This is a genomic window from Buttiauxella agrestis ATCC 33320, from assembly GCF_000735355.1.
GTDB lineage: Bacteria > Pseudomonadota > Gammaproteobacteria > Enterobacterales > Enterobacteriaceae > Buttiauxella > Buttiauxella agrestis.
The window spans coordinates 24,938-46,616 of record NZ_JMPI01000070.1 but is presented as its reverse complement, the minus strand read 5'-3'; the positions used below and the strand labels follow the sequence as shown (position 1 = coordinate 46,616).

Sequence of the window (21,679 nt, the reverse complement as noted above, 5' to 3'; positions counted from 1 at the left end):
GTCTATTTCAGCGGCGAATTGGTGCGTTCAATGCTGTAACGCTCAAGCTCTTTGTACGGCACCACTTTGGTCTTGCGCTTACGCACATCGACCACCGTCATGCGGTCGGTACAGGAGTAGCAAGGATCCAGGCTGCCAATAATCAGCGGTGCATCAGAAACGGTATTGCCGCGCAGCATGTAACGCAGTGTCGGCCAGTTGGCATACGTCGCCGCACGGCAACGCCAGCGGTACAGTTTCTGGTTGTCACCAGTCATCGACCAGTGAATATCATCGCCGCGTGGGGCTTCAGAGAAACCAAGCGCGAAACGGTTTGGAATGTAAGTGAAACCGTCTACGGCCAGCGGGCCGCCAGGCAAGTTATCAAGGCCGAAATCAATCATGTTCAACGCTGTATACACTTCGTTGATGCGCACTTTCAGGCGCGACAGCACGTCGCAGCCGGTTTCGCTGTGGACTTCCATTGGCAGCAAACCGTAACCGACAAACGGGTGATCGGCGCGGGTGTCACGGGCGTGACCGCTGGCGCGAACCATAGGGCCGACGTTACTGAAATCGCGGGCGATTTGCGGGTCAAGACGACCAATGCCGACGGTGCGCTGTTCGATGTTTGGCGTGCTCATCAGGATATCGACCAGATCTTTCACTTCGCGGCGCATCTGCTGGGCAAGCTGGCGCGTCTGGATCATGTCGTCTTTCAACAGATCGCGGCGAATCCCGCCGATCAGGTTCAGGCCGTAAGTTTTACGCGCACCGGTGAGGATTTCTGCCATTTTCATCGACATCTCACGCACGCGGAAGAACTGCATAAAGCCTGAGTCGAAGCCAACAAAGTGGCAAGCCAGGCCGAGGTTCAGCAGGTGGCTGTGCAGGCGTTCAACTTCCAGCAAGATGGCGCGGATCATCTGGGCGCGTTCTGGCACCACGATACCCATCGCGTTCTCAACCGACGTGGTGTACGCGGTGGAGTGGGCGAAGCCGCAAATACCGCAAACACGGTCGGACAGGAATGTCACTTCGTTGTAACCCATGCGGGTTTCAGCCAGTTTTTCCATGCCACGGTGGACGTAGAACAGGCGGTAATCGGCGTCGATAATGTTTTCGCCATCAACGAACAGACGGAAGTGGCCTGGTTCATCGCTGGTTACGTGCAGCGGGCCAATCGGCACCACGTTGTTCTTTTTGCTGCCCAGTTCGTTGATGAACTCGTAAGTTTCCTGATCGCTGGTCGGCGCCGGGCGCTGACGGTAATCCATGCTGTCTTTACGCAGTGGATACAGATCATCTGGCCAATCATCTGGCAGCACTAAACGGCGTTCGTCCGGCAGGCCAACAGGTTGCAGGCCGTACATATCGCGCACTTCACGTTCGCCCCAAACCGCAGCAGGCACGCGTGGCGTAACAGAAGGGAACTCCGGTTTGTCAGCGTCAACTTCAACGCGCACGGTAATCCAACATTTCACGCCGCTTTCCATCGAAAGCACGTAATACACCGCATAGTTGCCGCACAGTTGGCGCTCATCGTTACCGAACAGCACGGATAACCAGCCGCCCTGTTGGTAGTAAAGCCATTCCACCACTTCTGGCAGCATATTGAGCTTCACGGTGACGGTGATTTGGTCTTTGGTCTGCCACGCTTCGTCGATCACCGCATGAGGAAATTGCTTATGCAGCGCCGCGAGATAATGTTGGCCAATCTTTTCTTCAGACATTGATAAATTCTCTTAAATCACGCCGCCAGCAAGGAGACGAAGGCTAAAAAGGCAAAGCCAAAACCGGCCCAGGTAATGCGCGAAGTTTCCAGCATGCGTAAGCGCGCCATGCTGTTTTCGAACAGCGCGATAATCAGCACGCCAAGCACCAGTTTGACGGCTGCCAGAACCAGCGCGATGACAAGGCCGCCCCAGCTAAATTCGCTCATCTGGCCCCATGGCAGGAACACGCCGACGAACATTTGCAGCACCACCAATTGCTTGAGTGAAATGCCCCATTTCAGCACTGCAAAACCCGCACCGCTGTATTCGGTCAATGGGCCTTCCTGCAATTCTTGCTCGGCTTCTGCGAGGTCAAACGGCAGTTTGCCCATTTCGATAAATGTGGCGAAGGCGCAGGCGGCGAGCGCCAGAATCAGCGTTAAGCTTTGTGCGGCTGGCCAGTGATAAATGGTGGAAGCGATATTGCTGATGTGCGTGCTACCAGCCACTTGCGCGGCAACCCACAGTCCCAGAATCAGGATTGGCTCAACCAACACACCAAGCATCGCTTCACGGCTGGCACCGATGCCGGTAAACGGGCTACCGGTGTCGAGACCTGCAATCGCAAAGAAGAAACGGGCGATGGCGAACAGGTAGATGAGTGTTATCAAATCGCCCAGCGACGGCAGCGGTGAATACAGCGTCACCACCGGCAGTGCGGTGGCAATCGTCAGCATCACGCCAACCATCACAAACGGCATCAGGCGGAACACCCAGCCGGATGCGGCTGGTGCCACGCTCTGGCGGCTGAACAATTTGAACAGGTCACGATATTCCTGCATCACGCCAGGCCCACGGCGGTTGTGCATGCGGGCGCGAGTGACGCGGGTGATACCGGACAACAGCGGCGCGACGGCAAATAACACCAGCGCCTGAATCAACGAAAAGAAAATGGTATTCATCTCAGGCTCCTTAAGCGCAAACCGCAACCAGCAACACGGCCAGTTCGATCATTGCCAGGCGACGGAACGTACCGGCAAGGCAATCACACTGCCAGCCAGGCATCCACTTCACCGGGTTCAGGGTTTTACGCAATTTCAGCAGTGGCGCGAACGCCGCTTTTACTGGTTGAGCAAAACCACCCGCCGTAATCACCATCGCTTGTTCGTGGTCGTAGCCACAAACCCAGGCCGTGCCGCGCGAGCGGTTTGGCAGACGATCGCCACGGAAAATCACCATCAGAATGAATGGCAGCAGCGGGCTGGCAATCAGCAGCAGGGTGATCATCGGTTGTGAAACGGTGGTATTTGCGGTTTCCAGCGGCAGTGGAATAGCGTTCTGCAACAGCGGAATCAGCCATGGCGCTGCAACACCAGCAATCACGCAACATGCCGCAAGTGCAGCCACGCTCAGGTTCATCAGGAACGGTGCGGACGTGGCGTTTTCAGCCTCCGGAGTGCGCGGTGCGCCAAGGAAGGTGACGCCATACACTTTCGCCATACACATCACTGCCAGCGCGCCGGTAATCGCCAGACCTACAGCCAGCATCGGGCCTAAGAAGCGAGTGATAAACAGCGGCAAGGTGCCTAGATGGAAGAACGACTGGTAAATCACCCATTCGCCAGCAAAGCCGTTCAGCGGAGGCAGAGCCGCCATCGCCATCAGGCCGATCAGCATGGCGATAGAAATCAGCGGCATACGCTTGCCAATCCCACCCAGTTTTTCGATGTCGCGATGACCGGTACGGAACCAGACTGCGCCTGCGCCGAGGAACAACGTGGTTTTGAATACGCTATGGTTGAACAGGTGATACAAACCACCAATCATGCCCAGCGCAACCAGCGTAGATTCGTTTAATGCCAGGCCCATCAGGCCAACGCCGAGGCCAAGCAGAATAATGCCGATGTTTTCCAGCGAGTGATAAGCCAGCAGGCGGTTGATGTTGTGCTCCATCAGCGCGTACAGGCCGCCGATAAACGCCGTAATCATCCCCAGAACGACGACCAGAATGCCCCACCACAACGGCATTGCATTGCTGATGAGCGAGAAACTCATGATGCCGTACAGGCCAATTTTCAGCACCACCGCGGAGAACAGCGCCGCTGCCGGAGCAGAAGCGTTGGCATGTGCCTGCGGTACCCAACCGTGAAGCGGAATAATGCCTGCCAGCAAACCAAAACCCACCAGACCCAGCAGCCAGACTACGGAGCTAATCGGTGCGCCGTTGGTCATCAGGTGCAATTCGGAATAGCTCAGCGTGCCGTACTGTTTCCACAGCATCCAGCATGCAATTGCCAGCAGCACGGTGCCGATGCGGCCCAGTGCGAACCAAAGCTGCCCGGATTTCTGGCAGCCTGTCAGGAAGTAGCCGCTCAACGCAACGATTTCTGCCAGCACCACCAACATGCCGAGGTTATCAGCAACCACAGCTGCAACCGCCGCCGCCATCACCAGGTTCACCAGCAAGCCATTGGCTTTTACAGTGTGATGACGATGCCAGTCGATGTTAAACAAAGAGATGAACAGGCCAGGCAGAGCCAGCGTCACCAGCCACACGCCATTAAAAGCATTGAGCTGTAAATGCAGCTGCCAGACTTGCGCCATACCGGTAAATCCGGTTAACGCATCGAAACCGGCAATCAGCACCAGAACCGAACTTATCGCGCCACCCAAGCCGGCAATCACGCCGCTCAGGGTTTTATTAAATGCCGTGATACCTGCCAGAACTGCACTGAGCGCAAAGCCTATCAGCGCCCAATGAATCAGGATAAAAGCACTCATTTTTTCACCTCAGGCTGGGTAAACAGGGTGAGATCGCCAAGCGTCGCGCCCAGAGTCAGTTCACGTTTACGTTTGCTTGATTGGGCAATGTCGTTGTTATCAACCACGCGCAATGCTTTGGTCGGGCAGGTGCGAACACACGCCGGGCCATCTTCATCAAAGCTGCACAGGTCGCATTTCACCGCAATGGCACGAACGCCAGGCACCCAGTCGATTAGCGAGCTGACGCGAGCAGGTGCAGGAGGGGCTGGTGGTGCCTTCGGGCTGTTGGCATTTGCCGGGATATGAATAGGACGGCTGCCGGAGAATTCAATCGAACCGAATGGGCAGGCGATGGCGCATAGTTTGCAACTGACGCACAGGCTTTCATTCAGATGAACAGCCCCATCGACGCGGGTAATGGCGTTAGCGGGGCAAACGCCCGCGCAAGGCGCATCTTCGCATTGGTGGCACATTTGCGGCGCGGAATCATTCGCGTCGCGCATCACTTTCAGGCGTGGCATGGATTGCAATCCATGCAGGCGGTGCGTTTCAGAACAGGCCGCCTCACAGGTATGGCAACCCATGCAAAGTTTGGAGTCGGCGATTATAAAGCGATTCACCAGGTCTTCCTTAGATCACATCATCATTTTTGACGAAACTGTGCCGACGGCTGCCGTTTCGACAGTTTTCGACACCCAACATGGCTATCAGACCTGAGCGCTTTGTTGCAGTTGACCCATCGATACCGGTGTATCGGTGTTAACTGCGCTGTACAGGCTTTCGTATACCGGATGGATTTTTTCTAGGTAATGCTCAAGAACGCTTTCACGGTTACGGTTGCTGATGCTGTTGTCTACGCGGCCTTCGTCATCGAGCATTGCTTTAGCAATCAATACTCTGTCTTCGCCGTTACGTTTCTCAACGTAGTACTCAATGGTGTGGCTGTTGAAGCCTTCAGCCAGGCGTACGTGAATGACGAAATGGTCAAATAAGAAGAAGCGCAGGGAATCATCTGGATTGCACCCGACTGCGTGATGCAGCTTCGCTTTAGAAAGGGTAATGCCCTGAATCAAGCTATTGCAGTAATGTTGCCACTGCGTAAGCAAGCGCTGGTGCTTGTCGGCAATGTATTCGGCTTTTTCGCTCAGTTCCCAAATGTTCATTTTTAAATCACTCTGTTTTTGCTGATGCGTCTACAGAGCACGTTTCGTGCCAATATTGTATTTTATTGAAATTATTGAGTTTTGTATTAATTGTCAGCAAATAGCCACAGTAATGACATGTCATTTCGTCATGTTTGACGGGGGAATGTCAGCATTGTTTATGCTTATGCCTGGAATGGTGATTTTCCGTTCACCGTTTCGGTAAGTTCAGGTGTCGGTAAACTTTCAGTGAACGGAATAAATTCGGTCTGTCAGAGAAATGGATATAAACCCTGGCATCATCCTTGCATTACCTCCCCCAGATATCCCCGGAGGTCACATGCACGAAATCACCCTCTGCCAACGCGCACTGGAACTCATCGAAGCTCAAGCCCGCCAACATGGCGCGACTCGCGTCACCGGAGTCTGGCTTGAAGTGGGCGCTTTCTCATGCGTTGAGCAAAGCGCGCTGGAGTTCTGTTTCGAATTAGTGTGCCGCGACACATTAGCCGAAGGCTGTCAGCTTCATATTCACCAACAAGAAGCGGAATGCTGGTGTTACGACTGCGAACAGCACATCACTTTGCTAACGCAATTGGTTCGGCGCTGCCCGCTTTGCGAAGGTAGCAATTTACGCATCGTGGCGGATGATGGCGTGCAGATTAAACGTCTGGAAGTCGAGGAGACAAATCATGTGTAGTACTTGTGGTTGCGCTGAAGGCAACTTGTATATAGAAGGCGACGAGCGCAACCCGCACTCGGGTTTCCGTAGCGCACCTTTCGCACCAGCCGCGCGAGCGCTGACGCCAATCACCGGCGTGAAGTTTGCCCCAACCGCCGATGAACAAGGCGATTTGCATTATGGTCACGGTGCCGCAGGCACTCACGCACCGGGCATGACGCAACGCCGGATGCTGGAAATCGAACTTAACGTGCTGGATAAAAACAACCAGCTCGCCGTATATAACCGCGAACAGTTCGCGAAACAGCAACAACTGGTGCTGAACCTGGTTTCAAGCCCAGGCTCCGGTAAAACCACGCTGCTGACCGAAAGCCTAAAACGCCTGATTGGGCGTGTGCCTTGTGCTGTCATTGAAGGCGATCAGCAAACCGTGAACGATGCCGCGCGTATTCGCGCCACCGGCACGCCAGCCATTCAGGTGAATACCGGCAAAGGTTGCCACCTTGATGCGCAGATGATTCGTGATGCGATGCAGCGCCTGCCGCTTGAACGCGATGGCATTCTGTTTATCGAAAATGTCGGCAACCTGGTCTGCCCGGCGAGTTTTGATCTCGGCGAGCGCCATAAAGTGGCGGTGCTTTCGGTTACCGAAGGCGAAGACAAGCCGCTGAAATACCCGCATATGTTTGCTGCGGCCTCCCTCATGCTGCTCAACAAAATCGATCTGCTGCCGTACTTACAGTTCGACGTCGATAAATGCCTCGATTACGCCCGCCAGGTGAACCCTGATATTGAAATCATTCTGGTTTCTGCGACCAGCGGTGAAGGCATGGAAGAGTGGCTGAACTGGCTGGAGGTTGAACGATGTGCATAGGCATTCCGGGCCAAATCGTCGAGCGTTTGCCAGACGGTAGCGCCAAAGTCGATGTCTGTGGCATCAAGCGAGACGTCAATCTGATGCTGGTGGGCGACGCGCAAATCGGCCAATGGGTGCTGGTTCACGTCGGTTTTGCGATGGCTATTATTGATGAAGCCGAAGCTCGCGACACGCTCGACGCGCTACAGAATATGTTTGAAGTGGAACCTGACGTCGGTGGCCTGCTGTTTGGGGAAGAACGCGGATGATGCATTTCGTAGACGAATATCGCGCTCCGGAAAAAGTCATGCAGCTTATTGATGTGCTGCGTGAACGCGCGCCTAAACTGCCGTACACCGCACAGCGTCCACTGCGCATAATGGAAGTCTGCGGTGGGCATACTCACGCTATCTTTAAATTTGGCCTCGACCAGCTTCTGCCGGAGAATATCGAATTTATTCATGGCCCTGGCTGCCCGGTGTGTGTGTTGCCGATGGGGCGCATAGATGCCTGTATTGAAATCGCCAGCCACCCTGAAGTGATTTTCTGCACCTTTGGCGACGCGATGCGGGTGCCGGGTAAAAATGGGTCACTGATGCAGGCCAAAGCACGCGGCGCGGATGTGCGCGTGGTGTATTCGCCGATGGATGCGCTCGCTTTAGCCAGCCAGAATCCGGACAAAAAAGTGGTGTTCTTTGGCCTCGGTTTTGAAACCACCATGCCGACGACAGCCATCACGCTGCAACAGGCGAAAGCGCAGGGCATCACTAATTTTTACTTTTTCTGCCAGCACATTACTTTGATTCCTACGTTGCGCAGCCTGCTCGAGCAGCCGGATAACGGTATTGATGCGTTCCTCGCTCCCGGTCATGTCAGCATGGTGATTGGCACGGCTGCCTATAATTTTATTGCGACACAGCATCAGCGCCCGTTGGTGGTGGCTGGCTTCGAGCCGCTGGATTTATTGCAGGGCGTGGTGATGCTGGTGGAGCAAAAAATTCATCAGCACAGCAAAGTGGAAAACCAGTACAAACGTGTGGTGCCCGATGCGGGCAATAATCTTGCCCAGCAGGCGATTTCAGAGGTGTTTACCGTGTGTGGTGATGCTGAATGGCGCGGACTTGGCACCATCAGTGATTCTGGCGTGCAACTGACCGATGGCTATCGCCAGTTCGATGCGGAAGATCATTTCAAACCGGCTCCGCAGCAGGTTTACGACGACCCGCTCGCCCGCTGCGGCGATGTGCTCACTGGGCGTTGCAAACCCCATCAGTGCCCGATGTTTGGCAAAGCCTGCAATCCACAAAATGCGTTTGGCGCGTTGATGGTTTCCTCCGAAGGAGCCTGCGCCGCCTGGTACCAATATCGCAGCCAGGAATGCGAGGCATAAAACCTTTTCGTTGGATGACGCTAACGCTTATCCAACCTACAAAAACGAGTCCAATGTAGGTCGGATAAGCGCAGCGTCATCCGACACAGGTAAAAAATCATGAAAACTATCGAACTCGCCCACGGCAGCGGCGGCCAGGCAATGCAAAAGTTGGTAGCTGACTTGTTCGTACAAGCGTTTGATAATCCGTGGCTGGCAGAGCAGGAGGATCAGGCACGTTTACCGTTGGCTGAACTCACGGCCAGCGGCGATCGTTTAGCCTTTTCAACCGACAGTTACGTGATTGACCCGTTGTTTTTCCCCGGTGGTGATATCGGCAAACTCGCGGTTTGCGGAACCGCCAACGATGTTGCCGTCAGTGGCGCGACTCCTCGCTGGTTATCCTGCGGGTTCATTCTTGAAGAAGGTTTACCCCTTGAAACGCTGGAGCGCGTGGTCAGCAGTATGGCGGCTACGGCAAAAGCAGCGGGCATCGCGGTGGTGACGGGCGATACTAAAGTTGTGCAGCGCGGGGCGGCGGATAAGCTGTTTATCAACACCGCGGGCATTGGCGCGATTCCGGCAGGTTTGAGCTGGGGTGCGCAGCAAATTAGCGCAGGCGACGTGCTTATTGTTAGCGGAACGCTGGGTGATCACGGAGCGACAATCCTCAACCTGCGCGAATCATTGGGGCTGGAAGGGGCGTTAATCAGCGATTGTGCGGTGCTGGCACCGTTAATTGCGCCGCTGGTGAATATCCCCGGTGTAAAAGCGCTGCGCGATGCCACGCGCGGTGGCGTGAATGCCGTGTTACATGAGTTTGCCGCATCCAGCGGATGTGGAATGGAAGTCGCTGAAAGCCAGCTGCCGTTAAATCATGCGGTACGTGGCGTGTGTGAACTGCTCGGCCTCGATGCGCTTAATTTTGCCAATGAAGGCAAACTGGTGATTGCGGTTGCGAGGAGCGCCGCAGAAAGTGTTCTTGCCGCTTTACAGGCAAATCCATTGGGGCAAGATGCCGCTATTATCGGTGAAGTGGTTGAGCGCAAAGGTGTCCGGGTCGCCGGATTATATGGCGTTAAACGGACGCTGGATTTGCCGCATTCAGAGCCACTCCCGCGTATTTGTTGACCTGAGCCATAAACGCAGTGTGCTGTCCTGGCTACACTTAAGCGCTATTTATATGACAAATCGCTAGGCGTTTAGATTTTGTAGGGTGGATAAGCGCCAGCGTCATCCACCCCCTCCGCACCACCAATTGGATAAGCACAATGCCATACACACCGATGAGCGATCTCGGGCAACAGGGTCTATTTGATATAACGCGCACCCTGTTGCAGCAACCTGATCTCCCGGCACTTGCTAACTGCCTGACGCAAATGGCAAAGCAAGGTGCGCTGGCAGACAGAGTGAATATTCTGCTTTATCATCCGCTGCATCAGCGTGTGTCCTTTTTTGGCACGGATAAGCATGGCAAGGAATGGCATTACGAAGATGAAATGGTGTTGGCAAATGGCCCGGTGCGGCGCGTGCTCTCACGCCCGGAAGCGCTGATCTGCACCCATGAAGAATTTAGTGATACCTGGCCGCAGGTACTGAATCTCGAGCTATATGCGCCGTTTGGTCGTTATTGCCTGTTGCCGTTGGCTGCCGAAGGTAAAATTTTTGGTGGCTGCGAGTTTATTCGCAATAACGACGCTGAATGGACAGATAAAGAACTTAACCGCTTACACACCATGGCACAGGTTGTCGCGCTGGTGGCGGAACAAATTCAGAGCCGCCTCGACTCAAACCTGGGTTATCAGCAGCTTTGCCGCGAACGCGACGATTTCCGTATTCTGGTGGCGGTCACTAACGCAGTGCTTTCCAAGCTCGATCTCGACGAACTGATCAGCGAAATCGCCCGTGAGATTCACCACTATTTCTCTATCGATTCCATCAGTATCGTGCTGCGGACCAACCGCAAAGACCGCCTCAATATCTATTCCACCCACTTTGTGGAAGAGCAATCGCCAATCCATGATCACAGTGATGTCGCTCTGGCGGGCACGCTTTCAGAGCGGGTGTTTAAAAGCGGCGAAATGCTGCTGTTGAATTTGCATCACGGCGATCAACTTGCGCCGTATGAACGTATGTTGTTCGAGATGTGGGGCAACCAAATTCAAACGCTGTGCCTGTTGCCGCTGACTTTCGGCAATAACATGCTGGGCGTGTTGAAACTGGCGCAATGCGAGGCGGGCGTATTCACCCCACAAAACCTCAAGCTGCTACGGCAGATTGCAGAACGTATTGCGATTGCGGTGGATAACGCCCTGGCGTACCAGGAAATCAATCGTCTGAAAGAAAACCTGGTGGACGAAAATCTGTATCTGACCGAGCAAATCAATAATGTCGCCAGCGATTTTGGTGAGATTATTGGCCGCAGCGACGTGATGTCTAATGTGCTCAAACAGGTTGAGATGGTCGCGAAAAGTGACAGTACGGTGCTGATCCTCGGTGAAACGGGGACGGGCAAGGAGCTGATTGCACGGGCGATTCACAATCTGAGCGAGCGTAACAGCCGCCGGATGGTAAAAATTAACTGTGCGGCGATGCCTGCCGGATTGCTGGAAAGCGACTTGTTCGGCCATGAGCGCGGTGCCTTTACGGGTGCTAACACTCAGCGCATCGGCCGTTTTGAGCTGGCGGATAAAAGCTCGCTGTTCCTTGATGAAGTCGGCGATATGCCGCTGGAGCTGCAACCCAAACTGTTGCGCGTGCTTCAGGAACAAGAATTTGAACGCCTCGGGAGCAACAAAGTTCAGCAAGTGGACGTGCGTTTAATCGCTGCGACCAACCGTAATCTCAAGGAGATGGTGTTGGAGCGCGAGTTTCGCAGTGATCTCTATTACCGTCTGAATGTCTTCCCGATTATGTTGCCGCCGCTGCGTGAGCGCCCGGAAGATATCCCGCTGCTGGTGAAATCCTTCACCTTTAAAATCGCCCATCGCATGAACCGCAATATCGACAGTATTCCGGCAGAAACGTTGCGCGCTCTCAGCCGTATGGACTGGCCGGGTAACGTGCGTGAGCTGGAAAACGTGATTGAACGCGCGGTGCTGCTGACTCGCGGCAATGTATTGCATCTTTCCCTGCCGGAAATGGACTACTGCGTGCCGGAAGAAAAACCGATGCAGTTGGTGGCGAGCGAAGAGGTTCGTGAAGGCGAAGATGAAGCCCAGAGAATTATGCGTGTGCTTAAAGAAACTAACGGTGTAGTGGCTGGCCCGCGTGGTGCCGCGCAACGCCTGGGATTAAAGCGCACCACGCTGCTTTCTCGCATGAAACGTTTGGGGATTGATAAAGAGGGAATATAAACTAGTTATAACCCTACATTTTTTACCAGGTAATAGCGATTATGGCTCTGATCCCAAAAAACTACACGCGGCTGGAAAGCGGCTACCGTGAGAAAGCACTGAAGTTGTTCCCGTGGGTATGCGGACGCTGCTCGCGTGAGTTTGTGTATTCTAATTTGCGCGAACTCACCGTACACCACATGGACCACGACCATACCAACAACCCGGAAGATGGCAGTAACTGGGAGTTGTTATGCCTGTATTGCCACGATCACGAGCACTCAAAATACACCGAAGCTGACCAGTACGGTTCGACTGTCATTGCGGGCGATGACGCGCAGAAGGATATTGGGGAAGCAACATACAACCCATTCGCAGACTTAAAGTCGATGTTCAACAAGAAGAAGTAGTTGGGCGCACCACCTTTCAATGCATTCAGGTGGGTAACGCACCGTTACTCACCTTTTAGCGTCTTAACTCTTTGATTCCCCCTTGTAGCTTTCCATTTCAGGCCTTTCAGAATAATCTCGGGCCGTTTACGGAATTTTCGCAGTTTTTCAAATTCCCACCTCACTGCTTGATTGGTCACCGCTTGAAATTCCGTGCTCACAAATCATGCTGATTCCGCAAAAATTCGGCACGGCATTTGTGCCAGCGGAATAAAAAACATCCAATACGCCAATATAGCTATTACTTTTTAAGCTTATAAACAGTGCCTTCTGCCCTTTTCAGCGCCTAAATTCAGCCGCGGATTTTGTGGTATTTCCTTCTGACGGTAGCCGGAGACGCTGAAGATAGGGTTTGTGCTTTTACCCGAAACGCCAAAATACCCGCCAAAAATCCCCTAAAACCTCCGCAGACTTTGGACATTACCGAATAGAAATATTTCGGACCAGAGAAATGCACGATATTCTCGATAAAAATCATTATTTTTCAGATTGTTACTGTGTTTCTTTAAATGGGGGTTACAACTGGATTTCACCGTTTTTATGGGAGAGAAATACACTTCACATTATGCTGTATCAGAAAATTCCTGGAGCATTTATTGGCCGCATGAAAGGTCAAGAAAAGCACTTCTTGCACAAGATGTTGGGTTTAAAGTCAGTTAACAGTCAGCACTTTTAACTCAATATTCATCCGTTTCATCCTCGAACGTTATTTCTTATATATGGCATGATTATAAATATTGATATCAATGAAAATTAATCAATCATTAACTGAATAAAGTGAGTCTTACGATAAAAATTTTATTAAAGGGCGTATTTTTTGCTGCGTAATAAACAAAAATACACCAAGAAATAAATCATGATCAACGTGGGAGTTAGTAATATATTAATAATTTCAAATATCTTGGTAGTAATTAATTAAATTAAATCTAGCTTTTTATTATAACGAAATTGTTCGTATCTTGTTGTTTTTAATGTGTTTTAATATTATTTCAAAAACTAATAACGCTACGTAACTTATCAGATAGGAATGAAAATAAAAAACATGTCTTTTTGCGATGATAAAAACGATGTCATATGATTCGTCCGACTTCACTATTCCATACATTAATAATGTTACATGGGTAGTGCTGCTCGCGTATATGAGAAATGGATTTTTTGAATGGCAAGTGGATATTTTCGCTTTCGCCATGGGCGGTAGCGTTCTTGAAGATAAATAAGGTATTACCATCATGAGTAAAGATATTTTCATCATGTTTATAACAGCGATGATTGCTCTCCTTATTGCTCGCGTGGTGGCCTTGAAGTTTGGTCTGGTCGATAAACCTGGTGGGCGTAAACAGCACAAAGGTGAAGTTCCTCTGGTGGGCGGCATCTCTTTCTATTGCGCAATTGCGATGTTTTACATCTTCATGCCTGAAACGCTGCCTCACAGCGAAGCGCATTTCCTGACTTACCTACTCAGCATCTCTTTATTGTTGCTGGTAGGCATTGCTGACGATCGCTTTGACCTTCCCGTCGTGCCGCGCGTGGTTATTCAGGCCATGTCCGCCATTATTTTGATGGTTGATGGACTGTATCTGCACACGTTTGGGCATGTGCTGGGGTCTTTCGAACTGGTGTTAGGGCCGGTGGGCTATTTGGTCACGCTGTTAGCGACCTGGGCGGCAATCAATGCCTACAACATGATTGATGGCATTGATGGATTACTCGGTTCGGTAGCGGGTGCAACCTTTGCCGCGCTGATGGTGGTCTTTCTTCTGGCCGGTTCAGAAATACGCGCAATGTGGTGTCTGTTAATGATAGTCGCCTTAATCCCCTATTTGATGCTCAACATGGGGTTAATCGGCAGCAAACGGCTGAAAGTATTCATGGGTGATGCAGGCAGCATGGTGATTGGTTTTACCGTGTTGTGGCTCGTGATGCTGAGTAGCCAGGGTGAGAACGCCGAAATGGCGCCGGTTATTGCATTGTGGCTGATAGCTCTGCCGTTGATGGACATGGTTGCCATCATGATTCGTCGAGTGCGCCGTGGACACAGCCCGTTCCACCCGGATCGCGATCACTTGCACCACATCCTACTGCGCAGCGGGCTAACGTCTCGCCAGACGGTATTAGTGATGACGATCCTCACGGCCACTATTGCAGGTTTCGGCATTGTGCTTTCCATTTTAGGGACGCCTGAATGGCTCTCTTTAGTGTTCTTCTTTGGGTTATTTATCAGCTACTTGTTAGCGAACAATCGGCTGCAATCCCTTAACCCAGATATGAGAGCGCAATTTAGCCGGCCAGGAACCGCAACGTTCACTGCCAGTAATCGTTAACACCCCCTCTATTTTCCTGGCGTAAACCCCAGCGTGTCTGGGTTTTACACTCTTTGATGAAGTAAGTGACCAACATGATGACTGTAAAATTAGCAGCTGTTCCGCTTATTATTTCAGCTGTTTTACTCAGTGGCTGTACGATTGTGCCTGGCAGCAACCTCACGACCTCCGGTAAAACCATCGTCAATAAAGACGACACCGTGAATATCAATGACAAAGTCAATGTCTATCGCGTGACGCCAAAATTGATTGAGTCACTCACTGCCGCACCCGTAGTGGCACGGACTAACCCGCAGTTAGAAAGCGAAGTTCAGGATTACCAATACCGAATTGGCGTAGGCGATGTGCTGATGGTCACAGTGTGGGATCACCCGGAACTGACGACGCCAGCGGGCCAGTATCGCAGTGCTTCCGACACCGGTAACTGGGTGCAATCCGACGGCACGATCTTCTACCCGTACGCAGGCAAGGTAAAAGTGGTGGGCCGTACACTCGCCCAGTTGCGCGAGGAGCTGACCAATAAACTGGCGGCTTACATTGAAACTCCGCAAATCGACATCAGTGTTGCCGCATTCCGTTCCCAAAAAGCCTATGTGACGGGTGAAGTCGCCCACTCCGGCCAGTTGGCTATTTCTAATGTGCCGCTAACCATCATGGATGCGATCAATCAGGCCGGTGGCCTGGGGGAAAACGCCGACTGGAATAACGCGGTGCTGACTCACAACGGTAAAGACGAGCGAATATCCCTGCAAGCGCTGATGAAAAACGGCGATCTTCAACAAAACCGCCTGATGTACAACGGCGACATTCTGTATGTGCCGCGTAACGATGACCTGAAAGTGTTCGTGATGGGTGAAGTGAAAAAGCAAACCACGCTCAGAATGGACCGCAGCGGTATGACACTGACCGAAGCGCTGGGCAATGCGGAAGGCATCGACCAAATGACATCCGATGCGACGGGTATTTTCGTTATTCGCTCGACTCGTGCTAAAGAAAATAGCGGCAAAATTGCCAACGTCTATCAGTTGGATGTTTCCGATGCGACAGCGTTGGTGATGGGAACTGAATTCAAACTGCAACCTTATGACATCGTGTATGTCACCACCGCACCAATTACTCGCTGGAATCGCGTGCTGGGTCAGTTAGTCCCAACGATTACAGGGGTTAACGACATGACTGAAACCGTCCGCATGATTAAGAACTGGTAATTATGTTTGATTCAATATTAGTGGTTTGCATCGGCAATATCTGCCGCTCCCCAACCGGGGAGCGGTTATTACGAAAAGCTCTGCCGGGTATAAAGATTGATTCTGCTGGATTAGGTGCGCTGGTTGGTGAAGGTACCAACCCAATAGCGGCACAAGTTGCTGCGGAAAATGGCTTATCGCTTGATGGGCATTGCGCCCAGGCATTCTCTTCAGAGCTTGCGATGCAATATGACCTGATTCTGGTAATGGAAAAATCCCATCTTGAGCGCATTAAAAAAAACTACCCGGAAGCGAGTGGCAAAACCATGTTAATGGGTCACTGGCAGAACCAGCTTGAAATTGGCGACCCCTACAAAAAAAGCCGAGAAATGTATCAACTGGTTTATACACAGCTGGCTCAAAGCACCGCGCGTTGGGTTCTGGCATTAAAGAAATAGATACCGTAAAGAGATGTCGTTAAATGTCTGAACTGACCTCCACCATAAATAAAAGTAACACCGACATAATTGATCCCAAGGAGTTTCTTGGCGTAATAATTGATAACAAATGGAAGATATTAATTATTACTGCGCTATTTACGCTGGTAAGTATTGCATATGCGATTTTAGCAACACCCATATATAGTGCTAGTGCATTAGTACAGGTGGAAGAAAGTACGGGCACCAGTGTGTTGAGTAAGTTGTCCGATATCATGCCAGACAGCAAACCTGAATCACAGACTGAAATAGGCTTACTCAAATCTCGAATGGTATTAGGTCAAACGGTTGATGATCTTGCTCTGGATACAGTGGTGGAGGAAAAACATTTCCCATTTATTGGTAAAGGGCTTGCTCGCCTGCTAGGACATAACGACCGGAAAATTGCTATTTCTCGTTTGAATGTTCCCGATACTCTAATGGATGAACCCTTTTCGCTCACCGTAATTTCACCTCTTACTTATAGCATTGAAATTGACGGAGTGCTTTTGTATGGGAAAACCGGGGAGTTAATTGATAAAGACAGCATCAGCTTGCTGGTCAGTGAGATTGCAGCTCCTGTTGGAACAACGTTTTCGGTAACGAAACTAGAGAAATTAACGGCTATTAATAAATTGCTGGAAAATTTCTCTGTCACGGATATGAGTAAAGATAGCGGTCTTTTGCAGTTGAGTTTCAAAGGACCAAGCGCAATGCTTGCGACCCAAATATTGGATAACATCAGTCATAATTATCTGAGCCAGAATGTAAGTCGTAAATCTGAAGAGGCTGCCAAAAGCCTTGCATTTCTGAAAGAACAATTACCATTGGTACGTGCCAAACTTGATGATGCTGAAAGTCTTCTCAATCAGTTCCGCCAGAAAAATGAATCTGTCGACTTATCGTTAGAGGCAAAGTCGGTACTCGATAATACTGTCGCACTGGATACGCAGATTAATGAACTGACCTTTAGAGAAGCGGAGATTTCAAAGCTATATACTCGCGACCACCCAGCATACCGTACTCTTATAGAGAAGAAGACGCTGTTGCTTAAAGAGCGAGACCGTCTGAATACGCGCATCAGTAATATGCCGAAGACCCAGCAGGAAATATTAAGTCTGACGCGAGATGTTCAATCCGGTCAAGAAGTCTATATGTTGCTGTTAAATAAACAGCAGGAATTAAGTATCAACAAAGCCAGTACCGTAGGTAACGTACGTATTATTGATAATGCAGTTGCTGAGAAAAAACCAATTGCACCGAAAAAATCATTAATTGTTATTATCAGCATGGTACTAGGGTTATTTGTCTCCATTGCATTTTGTCTAATACGCAAGTTGCTCCATAACGGGATTGAAAGCAGTGAGCAAATAGAAAGTTTGGGATTGAATGTGTATGCCACTGTACCTGTGTCTGGGTGGCTTAAAGAGAAAAATCAAAAGCTGGCAAAAAGTAAGCGAAAAACAATTCGCTCTATCAATTTGCTGGCAAAAGATAACCCAACTGATTTGTCGGTGGAATCAATAAGAAGCCTGCGCACAAGCCTTCACTTCGCCATGATGCAGGCTGAGAATAATATACTGTTGATTTCAGGTGCTACACCCGAAGCGGGTAAAACATTCGTGAGCTGTAACCTGGCGGCAGTTATTGCTCAGTCTGATAAAAAAGTACTTTTAATCGATGCTGATTTGCGCAAGGGGCAGGTTCACCATGTGATTGGTTGTTCTGAAAAAGACGGTCTATCTGATGTATTGATTGGTAGTAAGAACCCTCTGGGAGTGGTGAAGAAAACTGAAATTGAAAATCTGGACTTTATTTCACGTGGAAAAATTCCACCTAACCCCTCAGAGTTGTTAATGAATGCTAACTTTAAACACCTAATGGTTTGGGCTGGCAGTCAATACGATATAGTCATTATTGATACACCTCCTGTACTTGCTGTCAGCGATGCCTGTATTGCCGCTAAGTATGCAGGTACCATAATGTTAGTGGCTCGCTTCCAGAAAAATACGCTGAAAGAAATGGAAGTCTCGGCTAAGCGGTTTGCACAAAATAATCTGGCTATAAATGGCGTGATTTTTAATGGCGTTGAAAAGCGTGCAAGCAATTATTATGAGTACGGAAGCTATAAAAGCTATGAATAGTTTTTAATAATGGCTCGGCGAAAGCAATGAAATACATCATGAAATTTTTTAAAAGTGATTACTTTGTCAAGTTATGTGCTCTGGCGTTTACTGTTTTACCTGGAGCGAACAGAGTCATCTTGTTTGTCACTATTTCACATTTAACATCGGCAAGTTATTTCAGTCTATTTTCTTCAGGGTATTCATTTGCTGTTATTATTTCGATGATAGGTGGGATAGGTGTTGGTACCGTAATTTTGAAGTATGGCTCGGAATTTGGACTGTGGGGTTTTATTAAAACAGCAGTTCTTGCATGCTTGATAAGCATGGGTGCGGGCTTAGTAATACTCATGTTTTTTCCACAACTCATCAATGCGAACCTATATGGTATCATTTTACTTGCCTTTGGTTTAGTGGTGAACCAAATACTTCGGCACATGATAATAGTAAAAAAACTATTTTTTATCGGTGCAGCTATGGAGTTTTTATTGGCTGTGTTTCCAGTGTTATTTGTGCTTGGCATTACAGTGGACTACATACTGACGCTTAGTTTTGTATATATATTGCAGTCAGTTACTGTCGTGCTTCTTTTCTTCAGGGATAATGATTCAAAGATTGATTATGTGGAGGCCTTTTATATTGGCCATTCAAACTTAATATCATCTGGTATTTTATTTTTCCTGCCAATGATCTGTTTATCACTGACGAACGCAGAGATAACAAAAGCTGTATCATTACTTGTGACCGCTGCCGGGATTGTCACGGTATTCCCACGTGCAATGCTTAACATAAGAATCCGGGATTATCAGCAATACTTGCAAAGAGATAAATCCAGATATTATATCGAGGCAAAGAAATTCAAGTGTAAAGTATCTATGGTAATGATTTCTGGCATTATCATCATGATGATCTACGGGAGTATGATCATAAAAGATTTACCGGTCATTGATACAATAATTCTTTGCATGGCTATTTCGTTATTCATATTTGCTGCTCAATACTCTGTTCTTGAAACCATGGTTGTAAATTTAATTGGTGAAGAAAAGAGACTTTTGCTATTAAATTTTATTACCTTTGCAATATTCATTGTTACTTATCTGATTTTAAACCATTTAAAATCCATTCATTACTTATTATCATTTGCAACTCTATGCTTTGTTATTTTTATATCATATATGTCTCGTTATTTAATTCTGGAAAGAGTCATTCAGAAGGCATAGGAAAAATAGGTTGCTCTATAGCTTAAAAGAAAAATAATTTTCAAAGGAACCACAATGCAGAAAATATTACTGCTTAGTAATATGTACCCTTCTTCAAAAAATCCTGATTTTGGAGTTTTTGTTGCGAGCGCTGAAAAGGATCTTCTTGAACTAGGTTTCAATGTCGATAAATGTGTAAGGTTATCGAAGGGGAAGAGTAAAGTCACTAAGGTTATAAGTTACTTCTATTTTTATCTTAAGAGTATATCTTTTTTAATATTCAGAAATTATGACTATATCTATTGCCACTATGTTTCTCATACTGCATTACCCATTATTATAGTTTCTCTTTTTAGAAAGAAGTTAAAGCTGGTTTGCCATATCCATGGAGGAGATGTCAAATTTTTGGCGGGAAGAAATGCTCTATTTCATAAAATAAAACATGTTTTAGTTTGTGGGTTATTAAGAAGAACATCTAAAATAATATGCCCATCTAAATATTACTCTGAGTACATACGGCAAGTTTTTCCATTCATTCCATCATCTAATATTTTTGTTTATCCGTCAGGAGGAGTTCATTCAGTTTTCTTTAAAAATGAAATAACTTCAGAACGCGATAGTATTTTACATCTTGGATATGCAGGTCGATTGGTGAAATCTAAGAACGTTAATCTTATTATTGATGCGATAAAAGAGACCGAAGGTGTAAACCTAACCATTGTAGGCAGTGGTGAGTTAAAAAAAAGCTTATTAAATGCATCAGTTGACTTGCCCATTAACTTCCTGGAACCAATGAACCGCGAGCAGCTATCTTTATGGTTCAATGAAATCGATGTTCTTATATACCCTTCTGAAAGTGAAAGTTTGGGTCTGGTTCCATTAGAAGCCATGGCAAGCGGTGTATATACAATCTTATCAAAGATCCCTGCATTTACAGAGTTCAGTGAAATAGGATTGCAATACGAAGTCATGGATGAGTTTAGCAGCAATGCCATACGGAAATGTATTAATTCATTTATCTCCAAAAGTCATGAAGATATCAAGGGTGTTTGCAGCAATAATAAAATTATTGTTAAACAGATATATGGTTCAGAAAATATAAAGGATGTATTAAAAAATGTCTTCAACTAAAACTCCTCGTTTGCTTTTTATCTATGGTGAAGGAGGTCACTCTGCTCAAATGAACAGGTTGGCGCCTAATTTATTAGAGAAGCTAAATGGATTTCAGGCAATTACGCTGTCAGATGATAAGAAAAGACCGGCATGGACGGAATCTCATTATTTGACTTCCGAGTTCAGAAATAAACATAAACGTTTAGCGGTATTAAGTAATCTTGGACCGCTTAATATCTTCCTGTCGGTGCTTAAAATTGTCTTTAAATATAACATTAAGATAATTATTACCACAGGGCCAGGCATGGCTATTCCAGCGGCATTGGTTGCTAAATTGCTGCGGGTTGAAATTATTCACATTGAAACCTGGTCACGATTTTCGACATATTCTTTATCTGGACGGATTATGTATTATCTGGCTGATAAATTTTACGTCCAGAATGAATCACTATTAAAATTGTACCCTGAAGCGATCTATTCAGGAAGATTATAAGGATATTGCATCATGAAGATATTTGTTACAGTGGGAACGACTTCATTTGATTCCATGGTTAAAGCGTTAGACAGTTATTTCGCAGAAAACCCAGAGTATGAAGTTATTTATCAAATATCAGATGGTAAGTACATACCAAAAAGTGGCCACTACTTTAAGCGAGTAGATAATATCAATGATTATTATAGTGATGCTCATGTAATTATTACTCATGCTGGGGCAGGGACAATATATAAACTGTTGGAAATGTCCAAGAAGATTATTGCAATCCCAAATTTCGAGCGTATTGATAAGCATCAGGTTGATATTTCAAGCTACATGGAAGCAAATAACTATTTATTAGTTTGCTGGGATATGTCCAAAATATCATTGATATTTGATGAGGTTAAAAACTTTAGCCCTGAGCCTTATAAGAAAGATATGTTTCATGCCTATGATGATCTTTCAAAGCATATCATGAGTGCCTATAGTACTTAA

At 48.3% G+C, this 21,679-nt stretch carries 20 protein-coding genes; 15 read left to right on the top strand and 5 right to left on the bottom strand.

Annotated elements, in window-relative coordinates; genetic code table 11:
* Nucleotides 1–2: 2 nt before the first annotated feature.
* The 5 genes from GBAG_RS19610 to hycA form a co-directional block, all read right to left on the bottom strand.
* Nucleotides 3–1,712 (bottom strand): hydrogenase large subunit, encoded by a 1,710-nt coding sequence (locus tag GBAG_RS19610; RefSeq protein WP_034499468.1) that lies wholly within the window; start codon nt 1,710–1,712, stop codon nt 3–5.
* Nucleotides 1,713–1,729: 17 nt separating this feature from the next.
* Nucleotides 1,730–2,656: a respiratory chain complex I subunit 1 family protein gene (locus GBAG_RS19605; protein ID WP_034499466.1), complete on the bottom strand. Its 927-nt coding sequence runs from the start codon at nt 2,654–2,656 to the stop codon at nt 1,730–1,732.
* A gap of 10 nt (nt 2,657–2,666) precedes the next feature.
* A complete protein-coding gene (hycC, locus tag GBAG_RS19600; protein WP_034499464.1) occupies nt 2,667–4,475 on the bottom strand; it encodes a formate hydrogenlyase subunit 3 in 1,809 nt (602 codons plus the stop codon).
* Entirely contained in the window at nt 4,472–5,077 is a 606-nt protein-coding gene (locus GBAG_RS19595; RefSeq protein ID WP_034499462.1) for a 4Fe-4S dicluster domain-containing protein, read from the bottom strand. Before GBAG_RS19595 ends, hycC begins: the two co-directional genes overlap by 4 nt.
* A gap of 87 nt (nt 5,078–5,164) precedes the next feature.
* Complete coding sequence (hycA, locus tag GBAG_RS19590; protein WP_034499460.1) at nt 5,165–5,620, bottom strand: formate hydrogenlyase regulator HycA; 456 nt, start codon at nt 5,618–5,620, stop codon at nt 5,165–5,167.
* 319 nt (nt 5,621–5,939) lie between these two features.
* Between hycA and hypA the strand changes: the two genes are divergently transcribed.
* From hypA to pssE, 15 genes are all read left to right on the top strand, one after another.
* The gene (hypA, locus tag GBAG_RS19585; RefSeq protein ID WP_034499458.1) at nt 5,940–6,299 is read left to right on the top strand and encodes a hydrogenase maturation nickel metallochaperone HypA; all 360 of its coding nucleotides are present in this window, start codon (nt 5,940–5,942) and stop codon (nt 6,297–6,299) included.
* Nucleotides 6,292–7,155 carry a hydrogenase nickel incorporation protein HypB gene (hypB, locus tag GBAG_RS19580; protein WP_034499456.1) on the top strand — a complete coding sequence of 288 codons (864 nt, stop codon included), beginning with the start codon at nt 6,292–6,294 and terminating at the stop codon, nt 7,153–7,155. Before hypA ends, hypB begins: the two co-directional genes overlap by 8 nt.
* Nucleotides 7,146–7,406: a HypC/HybG/HupF family hydrogenase formation chaperone gene (locus tag GBAG_RS19575; RefSeq protein ID WP_034499454.1), complete on the top strand. Its 261-nt coding sequence runs from the start codon at nt 7,146–7,148 to the stop codon at nt 7,404–7,406. Before hypB ends, GBAG_RS19575 begins: the two co-directional genes overlap by 10 nt.
* Entirely contained in the window at nt 7,406–8,527 is a 1,122-nt protein-coding gene (gene hypD, locus GBAG_RS19570) for a hydrogenase formation protein HypD (protein WP_034499452.1), read from the top strand. The genes GBAG_RS19575 and hypD overlap by 1 nt, the downstream gene beginning before the upstream one ends.
* 99 nt (nt 8,528–8,626) lie before the next feature.
* Nucleotides 8,627–9,637: a hydrogenase expression/formation protein HypE gene (gene hypE / locus GBAG_RS19565; RefSeq protein ID WP_034499451.1), complete on the top strand. Its 1,011-nt coding sequence runs from the start codon at nt 8,627–8,629 to the stop codon at nt 9,635–9,637.
* Nucleotides 9,638–9,777: 140 nt separating this feature from the next.
* On the top strand, nt 9,778–11,862 hold the full coding sequence (flhA, locus tag GBAG_RS19560) for a formate hydrogenlyase transcriptional activator FlhA (RefSeq protein ID WP_034499449.1): 2,085 nt from the start codon (nt 9,778–9,780) through the stop codon (nt 11,860–11,862).
* Between the two features lie 41 nt (nt 11,863–11,903).
* Complete coding sequence (yajD, locus tag GBAG_RS19555; RefSeq protein ID WP_034499447.1) at nt 11,904–12,251, top strand: HNH nuclease YajD; 348 nt, start codon at nt 11,904–11,906, stop codon at nt 12,249–12,251.
* Nucleotides 12,252–13,519: 1,268 nt separating this feature from the next.
* Nucleotides 13,520–14,611, top strand: a complete 1,092-nt coding sequence (gene wecA, locus GBAG_RS19550; protein ID WP_051873758.1) for a UDP-N-acetylglucosamine--undecaprenyl-phosphate N-acetylglucosaminephosphotransferase — start codon at nt 13,520–13,522, stop codon at nt 14,609–14,611.
* A 74-nt stretch (nt 14,612–14,685) separates the two neighbouring features.
* A complete protein-coding gene (locus GBAG_RS19545; protein ID WP_034499445.1) occupies nt 14,686–15,819 on the top strand; it encodes a polysaccharide export protein in 1,134 nt (377 codons plus the stop codon).
* Between the two features lie 2 nt (nt 15,820–15,821).
* On the top strand, nt 15,822–16,256 hold the full coding sequence (locus GBAG_RS19540) for an arsenate reductase/protein-tyrosine-phosphatase family protein (protein WP_034499443.1): 435 nt from the start codon (nt 15,822–15,824) through the stop codon (nt 16,254–16,256).
* Nucleotides 16,257–16,279: 23 nt separating this feature from the next.
* A complete protein-coding gene (locus GBAG_RS19535) occupies nt 16,280–18,418 on the top strand; it encodes a polysaccharide biosynthesis tyrosine autokinase (protein ID WP_034499441.1) in 2,139 nt (712 codons plus the stop codon).
* A 38-nt stretch (nt 18,419–18,456) separates the two neighbouring features.
* Nucleotides 18,457–19,617, top strand: a complete 1,161-nt coding sequence (locus tag GBAG_RS19530; protein ID WP_034499439.1) for a hypothetical protein — start codon at nt 18,457–18,459, stop codon at nt 19,615–19,617.
* Between the two features lie 54 nt (nt 19,618–19,671).
* Nucleotides 19,672–20,727, top strand: coding sequence for a glycosyltransferase family 4 protein (locus tag GBAG_RS19525; RefSeq protein WP_034499437.1), 1,056 nt, complete (start codon nt 19,672–19,674; stop codon nt 20,725–20,727).
* Nucleotides 20,714–21,202 carry a PssD/Cps14F family polysaccharide biosynthesis glycosyltransferase gene (pssD, locus tag GBAG_RS19520; RefSeq protein WP_034499435.1) on the top strand — a complete coding sequence of 163 codons (489 nt, stop codon included), beginning with the start codon at nt 20,714–20,716 and terminating at the stop codon, nt 21,200–21,202. The genes GBAG_RS19525 and pssD overlap by 14 nt, the downstream gene beginning before the upstream one ends.
* Nucleotides 21,203–21,214: 12 nt before the next feature.
* Complete coding sequence (gene pssE / locus GBAG_RS19515) at nt 21,215–21,679, top strand: PssE/Cps14G family polysaccharide biosynthesis glycosyltransferase (RefSeq protein WP_034499433.1); 465 nt, start codon at nt 21,215–21,217, stop codon at nt 21,677–21,679.

Bases quoted from the DNA above. Each gene is read 5' to 3' on its own strand.
- GBAG_RS19545 (WP_034499445.1), top strand. From the start codon at position 14,686: ATGATGACTGTAAAATTAGCAGCTGTTCCGCTTATTATTTCAGCTGTT.
- GBAG_RS19610 (WP_034499468.1), bottom strand. From the start codon at position 1,712: ATGTCTGAAGAAAAGATTGGCCAACATTATCTCGCGGCGCTGCATAAG.
- GBAG_RS19540 (WP_034499443.1), top strand. From the start codon at position 15,822: ATGTTTGATTCAATATTAGTGGTTTGCATCGGCAATATCTGCCGCTCC.
- pssE (WP_034499433.1), top strand. From the start codon at position 21,215: ATGAAGATATTTGTTACAGTGGGAACGACTTCATTTGATTCCATGGTT.
- flhA (WP_034499449.1), top strand. From the start codon at position 9,778: ATGCCATACACACCGATGAGCGATCTCGGGCAACAGGGTCTATTTGAT.
- GBAG_RS19575 (WP_034499454.1), top strand. From the start codon at position 7,146: ATGTGCATAGGCATTCCGGGCCAAATCGTCGAGCGTTTGCCAGACGGT.
- yajD (WP_034499447.1), top strand. From the start codon at position 11,904: ATGGCTCTGATCCCAAAAAACTACACGCGGCTGGAAAGCGGCTACCGT.
- hypA (WP_034499458.1), top strand. From the start codon at position 5,940: ATGCACGAAATCACCCTCTGCCAACGCGCACTGGAACTCATCGAAGCT.
- hycC (WP_034499464.1), bottom strand. From the start codon at position 4,475: ATGAGTGCTTTTATCCTGATTCATTGGGCGCTGATAGGCTTTGCGCTC.
- GBAG_RS19535 (WP_034499441.1), top strand. From the start codon at position 16,280: ATGTCTGAACTGACCTCCACCATAAATAAAAGTAACACCGACATAATT.
- wecA (WP_051873758.1), top strand. From the start codon at position 13,520: ATGAGTAAAGATATTTTCATCATGTTTATAACAGCGATGATTGCTCTC.
- pssD (WP_034499435.1), top strand. From the start codon at position 20,714: ATGTCTTCAACTAAAACTCCTCGTTTGCTTTTTATCTATGGTGAAGGA.
- GBAG_RS19530 (WP_034499439.1), top strand. From the start codon at position 18,457: ATGAAATTTTTTAAAAGTGATTACTTTGTCAAGTTATGTGCTCTGGCG.
- GBAG_RS19525 (WP_034499437.1), top strand. From the start codon at position 19,672: ATGCAGAAAATATTACTGCTTAGTAATATGTACCCTTCTTCAAAAAAT.
- hypE (WP_034499451.1), top strand. From the start codon at position 8,627: ATGAAAACTATCGAACTCGCCCACGGCAGCGGCGGCCAGGCAATGCAA.
- hycA (WP_034499460.1), bottom strand. From the start codon at position 5,620: ATGAACATTTGGGAACTGAGCGAAAAAGCCGAATACATTGCCGACAAG.
- hypB (WP_034499456.1), top strand. From the start codon at position 6,292: ATGTGTAGTACTTGTGGTTGCGCTGAAGGCAACTTGTATATAGAAGGC.
- GBAG_RS19605 (WP_034499466.1), bottom strand. From the start codon at position 2,656: ATGAATACCATTTTCTTTTCGTTGATTCAGGCGCTGGTGTTATTTGCC.
- hypD (WP_034499452.1), top strand. From the start codon at position 7,406: ATGCATTTCGTAGACGAATATCGCGCTCCGGAAAAAGTCATGCAGCTT.